At 56.2% G+C, this 7,295-nt stretch carries 5 protein-coding genes; 1 reads left to right on the top strand and 4 read right to left on the bottom strand.

Annotation, left to right across the window (positions count from 1 at the left end):
* The 4 genes from cydB to ruvA all read right to left on the bottom strand — a co-directional run.
* Nucleotides 1–1,087, bottom strand: a 1,087-nt coding sequence (cydB, locus tag G113_RS17690; RefSeq protein ID WP_005908059.1) for a cytochrome d ubiquinol oxidase subunit II, incomplete at its 3' end; no start/stop codon positions are given.
* A gap of 12 nt (nucleotides 1,088–1,099) precedes the next feature.
* Nucleotides 1,100–2,656 (bottom strand): cytochrome ubiquinol oxidase subunit I, encoded by a 1,557-nt coding sequence (locus tag G113_RS17685; RefSeq protein ID WP_005908058.1) that lies wholly within the window; start codon nucleotides 2,654–2,656, stop codon nucleotides 1,100–1,102.
* Between the two features lie 944 nt (nucleotides 2,657–3,600).
* Nucleotides 3,601–4,611, bottom strand: a complete 1,011-nt coding sequence (gene ruvB / locus G113_RS17680; protein ID WP_005908057.1) for a Holliday junction branch migration DNA helicase RuvB — start codon at nucleotides 4,609–4,611, stop codon at nucleotides 3,601–3,603.
* 8 nt (nucleotides 4,612–4,619) lie between these two features.
* Entirely contained in the window at nucleotides 4,620–5,234 is a 615-nt protein-coding gene (gene ruvA, locus G113_RS17675) for a Holliday junction branch migration protein RuvA (protein WP_005908056.1), read from the bottom strand.
* 252 nt (nucleotides 5,235–5,486) lie between these two features.
* Between ruvA and G113_RS17670 the strand changes: the two genes are divergently transcribed.
* Complete coding sequence (locus tag G113_RS17670; protein ID WP_005908055.1) at nucleotides 5,487–7,211, top strand: proline--tRNA ligase; 1,725 nt, start codon at nucleotides 5,487–5,489, stop codon at nucleotides 7,209–7,211.
* Nucleotides 7,212–7,295 lie beyond the last annotated feature (84 nt).

The following is a 7,295-nucleotide window of genomic DNA, read 5'->3' as shown; positions in this document are numbered from 1 at the left end:
CAAACATCTTGATGTAGGTCCAGATGGTGTACGCCAGCACAGTCGGCACAAAAATGGCAGCAACCACTGTCATCACCTTAAGGGTGTTGAAGGAGGCGGTAGCATCCCACATGGTCAGACTCTGTGACGGCTCCAGGCTCGAAGGCATCACGAAGGGGAACATGGAGAAACCGGCAGTCAGTATGATGCCTGCAATGGCCAGGGAGGAGCAGAGGAATGCCAACCAGCCTTTGTCCATTCTGGCCGCAATCGCGGTCAACAGGCTCATAACCAGACCCAGCACAGGGGCGGCAATCATCCAGCTATATAAGCTGTAGTTCTGCATCCAGGCACCGGCCTGTACTACCACTTCCTTGTGCAAGGGGTTGGTCACGGCATCGGTTGCAGCACTGCTGACAACCACGTAGCCATCCATGCCACTGACCCAGACACCGGCCAGGGCAAAGCTCACCAAGGTCAGCAGCGAGAAGAGGGTGGCGGCAGTGCGGGAACGAGCCAGCACTTCACCTTCAGTCTTCATCATCAACCAGGTTGCACCTTGGGTCACGATCATGAACAGACTGACCAGACCGGCCAGAATACCGAACGGGTTGAGCAGGCCGAAGAAGTTGCCGTGATAGGTCAGCATCAGGAACTGGTTGAAGCTGAACGGAACCCCTTGCAGCAGGTTGCCGAAGGCGACCCCGAAGATAACGGGCGGTACAGCACTACCAATGAAGAGTCCCCAATCCCAGTTGTTGCGCCATTTGGCGTCTTCACGCAGGGAGCGGTATTTAAATCCGACCGGACGCAAGAAGAGCGCCATCAGAGTCAAGATCATGGCAATGTAGAAGCCGGAGAAGGCTGCCGCATAGACCATGGGCCAGGCAGCAAACAGCGCGCCACCCGCGGTAACCAGCCAGACCTGGTTTCCTTCCCAGTGGGGCCCCATGGTGTTAAGCATCACGCGACGCTCGACATCCTTCTTGCCGACGAAGGGGAGCAGAGCGCCCACCCCCATATCAAAACCATCCGTGACAGCGAACCCGATCAGCAAGACACCGACCAGCACCCACCAGACCAGACGCAACATTTCATAATCAAACATGAGTCGATCCCCTTATGCCTTGAGCTGTTCGAAGTGGTACTTGCCAGTTCTGAGGCTGCTAGGACCCAGACGCGCATACTTGAACATCAGATACATCTCGATGACCAGCAGTACCGAGTAGAACAGACAGATGCCTATCAGGGAGAACCAGATCTCGGCGGCGGGCACATTGGAGGCTGATACGAAGGTCGGCAGCACTTCCGCTATAGTCCAGGGTTGACGGCCGTACTCGGCCACAAACCAACCGCACTCGATGGCAATCCAGGGCAGTGGTATGCCCCACAACAGGGCTTTGAGCAGCCACTTGCGCTGACCTATGCGGTGACGAGTACTGTCATAGAAGGCGATACCAATAAGCAACAGCATGGCGATGCCACAGGCAACCATGATGCGGAACGCGAAGAACAGAGGCGCCACCTGAGGAATGGAGTCATCCACGGCAGACTTTATCTGGGCATCGGTCGCATCAACCACGTCATTGGTGTAACGCTTGAGCAGCAGACCGTAGCCCAGATCCTGTTTCACTTCATCGAAACGGGCCCGGGTCTCTTCCGACTTGTCGCCAGATTGCAGCTTGGTCAACAGCTCGTAAGCGGTCATGCCGCTACGCACGCGCAGTTCGTGCTCGCTCTTCAGATCCTTGATGCCGGTAACCTGCTCGTCCAGGGAGCGGGTGGCGATGATGCCGAGGGCATAAGGGATTTTGATGGCGTAATCGGTGCGCATCTCCTCCTGATTCGGGATACCGAACAGGGTGAAGGAAGCCGGAGCCGGGTGGGTATCCCACTCCGCCTCGATGGCGGCCAGTTTCACCTTCTGCACTTCCCCGGTCTCGTAGCCGGATTCATCACCCAGGATCAACACCGACAGGATGGAGGCCATACCAAAGGCTGCCGCAATGGCGAAGGAGCGACGAGCGAAGGCCACATCCCGGCCCTTGAGCAGGTAGTAAGAAGAGATACCCAGCACGAACATGGCACCCGTGGTGTAGCCCGCCGCAACCGTATGGACGAACTTGACCTGAGCTACGGGGTTGAACACCAGATCCGCGAAGCTCACCATCTCCATGCGCATGGATTCAAAGTTGAACTCGGCGCCAACCGGGTTTTGCATCCAGCCGTTGGCGACCAGGATCCACAAGGCAGAGAGGTTGGTTCCCAACGCCATCAACCAGGTCGCAGCTAGGTGTTGACGCTTGGTCAGTCGATCCCAACCAAAGAAGAACATACCGACGAAGGTGGATTCGAGGAAGAAGGCCATCAACCCTTCGATGGCCAGTGGGGCCCCGAAGATATCGCCGACATAGTGGGAGTAGTAGGCCCAGTTAGTACCGAACTGGAACTCCATGGTCAGACCCGTTGTGACCCCCAAGGCGAAGTTGATCCCAAACAACTTGCCCCAGAACTTGGTCATGTCCCTGTAAACGGGGTTGTTGGTCATGACATAGACAGATTCCATGATCGCCAGAATGAAGGCCATTCCCAGCGTCAGGGGTACAAACAGGAAGTGATAAAGGGCCGTCGCAGCAAATTGGAACCGCGATAGGTCTACCACATGCTCAGCAATCATGATGTTTCCTCACCGATTATTGGCACGGCTATTTTAGGTGTATTTAAGAACAAAGCTTCCGTTGGTGTTCCCGAGTCCGCTGCGTACTGCATCACTTCACAACCGCATTGTTAGGTCACGACCAAATATTAACAACAAGGCAATAAATGAGAACAAAAAAAGCTAATGTTTAACAACTACAAAACAAGCGCCAGGTATTTATTCTCGCCCATGATGACGGCTGTTTTATATCATCTTTATTTGATTGAAATCAATGTAAAACCAGTGTCGATACATGTGTTTTAAAAGGATTTTTACGCCTAAAACCCATCCATTCCGAGAGCAAAGTCACAAATTCACAAAGATTTTAATTTATTGATTTAAATCAATTTTTATAAAAACAGCTCCACAGAGAAATCTATTAAATAAATCACGACATCAATATAGTTAGACTCATTTTTGTCAAAGATGAGCTCTTGACGCGAAATTACTGAAAAACCGATAAAAACGCATGTTCATGCTAGTTTAAATCGCCACCAAAATGATTAGAAAAACTAATCTATAGGTGACAATTTTTCTTGTTTGCTCCCTAGTGACACTCCTCCTACAATGCGCCCCGCAGTGAGGGCAATCCCTTGGATACAGGCCGGTTAATCAGGGTTCCCAGTGCGTATTTGATGACCATTTCGAATCTGACAGAGGGGCACCAAGATGAAAAAGTTTGTGACTAAAGCGATCCGTTATTACAAGATTTCTTTCGTTCAGCTGTATCAACTGAACCGACTCTGAGTCTCGCGACGACTCACCGTTTTTGCTTTACCCGGCTTGTGTCCAGACGCACTCACTGTCTGTGAACATCCACCCAGAATTGTCTTTTATGCCCACCGCCTGTGCGTGTGGGCTTTTTTATGCCCGCCCATAAAAAAACCGTCCCAGAGGACGGTTTTTTGTCGAACCAGCCATTTTCAGCTTTCAGCGGGTCGCTGCAGACCGAAGTGGGCATAGGCTCTAACCGTCGCAATCCTGCCTCTAGGAGTACGTTGCAGATAACCCTGCTGGATCAGATAGGGTTCGAGCACGTCCTCAATAGTATCCTTCTCTTCGCCAATGGCGGCGGCCAGGTTGTCCAGCCCGACAGGGCCACCCATAAACTTGTCAATCACAGCCAACAATAGCTTGCGATCCATAAAGTCGAAACCTTCGTTATCCACGTCCAGCATGTCCATGGCTCGGGCCGCAATGGCTCCATCTATACGGCCATCGGATTTCACTTGAGCAAAATCGCGCACCCGGCGTAACAAACGGTTAGCAATACGAGGGGTGCCACGGGAACGGCGGGCCACTTCCAGGGCGCCATCATCGGTCATCTCAAGGCCCAGGCAGCGGGCGCTGCGCGCCACTATGTCGGTCAAGTCCTTGACGTTGTAAAACTCGAGGCGCTGCACTATGCCGAAGCGATCCCGCAGCGGGCTGGTGAGAGAACCGGCCCGGGTGGTCGCGCCAATCAGGGTGAAGGGGGGCAAATCGAGCTTGATGGAGCGGGCTGCAGGCCCCTCTCCTATCATGATGTCTAGCTGATAATCCTCCATCGCCGGATAGAGCACCTCCTCCACCACAGGGCTGAGTCGGTGAATTTCGTCAATGAAGAGCACATCGTTAGGCTCGAGGTTGGTGAGCAGCGCCGCCAGATCCCCCGCTTTTTCCAACACGGGGCCCGAGGTGGTCTTGATGTTCACCCCCATCTCATTGGCCACTATATTGGCGAGGGTGGTCTTGCCGAGGCCAGGCGGGCCAAAGATAAGCAAATGATCCAGCGCCTCGCCCCGTTGGCGGGCGGCTTCGATGAAGATCTCCATCTGGGCGCACACAGGGTCCTGGCCGGTATAGTCGGCCAGCTTCTTGGGGCGAATAGCCCTGTCGATGACCTCATCTTCACGAACGCCCGTGGCCGAGATGAGACGGTCTGCTTCGATCATCTCTTACCTCACACCAGGCTGCGCAAGGATTCACGGATGATGGCTTCCACCGACATCCCCTCCTTGGCAACCTTGCCGACAATCTGACTCGCCTGGGCGGTCTTGTAACCGAGCGCCACCAAGGCGCTTGCCGCCTCCTCGCTCGCATCCGGGGCGCGCAAACTGCTCTCCTGAGCGGGCAGGCTGATAGTCGCTGGCGAGAAAAGATCGTGACTGACCCAGCCCTTGAGCCTGTCTTTCATCTCCACCACCAATCGCTCGGCGGTCTTCTTGCCAACCCCTGGCAATTTGATCAATGTGCTTATCTCCTCCCGCTCGACACTGAGCACGAACTGGCTGGCCGTCATGCCGGAGAGAATTGCCAGTGCCAGCTTGGGGCCGACGCCATTGGTCTTGATCAGCTCGCGAAACAGGGCGCGCTCCTGCTTGTGGTTGAAGCCATACAATAGCTGGGCGTCTTCGCGTACCACGAAGTGAGTCTGAACGATCGCCTCCTTGCCAAGCTCGGGCAAGTCATAGAAGCAGCTCATGGGCATCTGTACCTCATAACCCACGCCCCCTACCTCGAGCAACACCTCGGGGGGATTCTTCTCAATTACAATGCCTCTCAAGCGACCGATCACGGCTTGTCTCCTCAACCAACACAGCTAGCAACAAAAGTAGCCCTAGCTTAAATAATTACTGGATAAGTATCCAGCACACTGATGACCCCTGTCGGCCTGGTTCCAGCCATCAAGCCCCGCTGGCGACATGACCCGTGCATTAATCATGTTATTGCGGACAGAAAATCGCATTAGGATGGTGACCCATGTTAAAATTCCGCCCTTGCTTTTATCCAGGGCCCGGCGGCCCGTCTCACGTTAAGGTTCATCGCGATGCGTACCAGCCATTATCTGCTTTCTACCCTCAAGGAAACTCCGTCCGACGCCGAGGTTGTCAGCCATCAGCTGATGCTGCGCGCCGGCATGATCCGCAAACTGGCCTCCGGCATGTACGCCTGGTTGCCCTCTGGTCTGCGTGTACTCAAGAAGATTGAGAACATAGTGCGCGAAGAGATGAACAACGCAGGGGCAGTCGAAGTGTCCATGCCGGTAGTGCAGCCAGCCGAGCTCTGGCAGGAATCCGGCCGCTGGGACGACTACGGCCCCGAACTGTGCCGCCTGACCGACCGTCACAACCGTGCCTTCGTACTGGGTCCGACCCACGAAGAGGTGATCACCGCCCTGGTCCGTTACGAGGTGAACAGCTACAAGCAGCTGCCCCTCAACCTTTATCAGATCCAGACCAAGTTCCGCGATGAAGTGCGTCCCCGTTTCGGTGTGATGCGCGGCCGCGAATTCCTGATGAAGGATGCCTACTCCTTCCACATCGACAAGGACTCGCTGATCGAAACCTACGAGCGGATGCACGCAGCCTACTGCGCCGCCTTCAGCCGCATGGGTCTGAACTTCCGCCCTGTGCAGGCCGATACCGGCTCCATCGGTGGCACCGGCTCCCACGAATTCCAGGTGCTGGCCGAGAGCGGCGAAGACTTGATCGCCTTCTCCGACGCCTCCGACTACGCCGCCAACATCGAGATGGCCGAAGCCCTGGCCCCGGCCGGTGAGCGCGCCGCCGCGACCCAGGCCCTGACCAAGGTAGCGACCCCGGCCGTGCACAGCATCGAGGAGGTTGCCGCCTTCCTGAGCCTGGCACCGAGCGCCATCGCCAAGACCCTGCTGGTACTGGCCGATGCGGACGAGCACGGCAAACAGGCCGTGATTGCGCTGATAGTGCGTGGCGACCATGAGCTCAACGAGCTCAAGGCAGAGAAGCTGGCCGGTGTGGCCAACCCGCTCACCTTCGCCAGCGAAGAGCAGATCCTGGCCGCCGCAGGCTGTGAAGCAGGCTCCATCGGCCCGGTCGGCTTTGCCGGCCGCATCATCGTCGATCGCAGCGCCGCCCAGCTGAGCGATTTTGTTTGTGGCGCCAACGAGACCGGCTTCCACCTGACCGGTGCCAACTGGGATCGTGACATCGCCACTTACGAGGTTGCCGATCTGCGCAACGTCGTCGAAGGCGACCCCAGCCCCTGCGGCCAGGGCAAGCTGCTGCTCAAGCGTGGCATCGAAGTGGGCCACATCTTCCAGCTGGGCACCAAATACTCCGAAGCCATGAAAGCCAATGTGCTCAACGAAGGGGGCAAGTCCGTCACCATGGAGATGGGTTGCTACGGCATCGGGGTCTCCCGCCTGGTGGCCGCGGCCATCGAGCAAAACAACGATCAGTACGGCATCATCTGGCCGGATGCGATAGCACCGTTCGAAGCCGTCATCATACCGATGAACATGCATAAGTCGGTGCGGGTTGCCGAACTGGCCGAACGCTTCTATGCCGAGCTGAAAGCCGCCGGGGTCGACACCTTGTTCGATGACCGTAAAGAGCGCCCTGGCGTCATGTTTGCCGACATGGAGCTGCTGGGTGTGCCCCACGCCATCGTCATCGGCGACCGTGGTCTGGACAGCGGCGTGGTGGAATACAAGTGCCGCCGCACCGGTGAGAAGCAGGAAGTGGCCATCACCGACATCGTCGCCATGATCAAGGCCAAGCTGGGTCATTAATCCCTGCCAATGCCCATAAAAAAGCGCGCCAATCGGCGCGCTTTTTGTTGTCTGGTGAGCCTGTCACAGCCAGCCTTCGCGGCC

It is taken from the genome of Aeromonas molluscorum 848 (genome assembly GCF_000388115.1).
Taxonomy (GTDB): Bacteria; Pseudomonadota; Gammaproteobacteria; order Enterobacterales; family Aeromonadaceae; genus Aeromonas; species Aeromonas molluscorum.
Note: the sequence above shows the minus strand (reverse complement) of the source record. Positions and strands in the feature narration are given on the sequence as shown.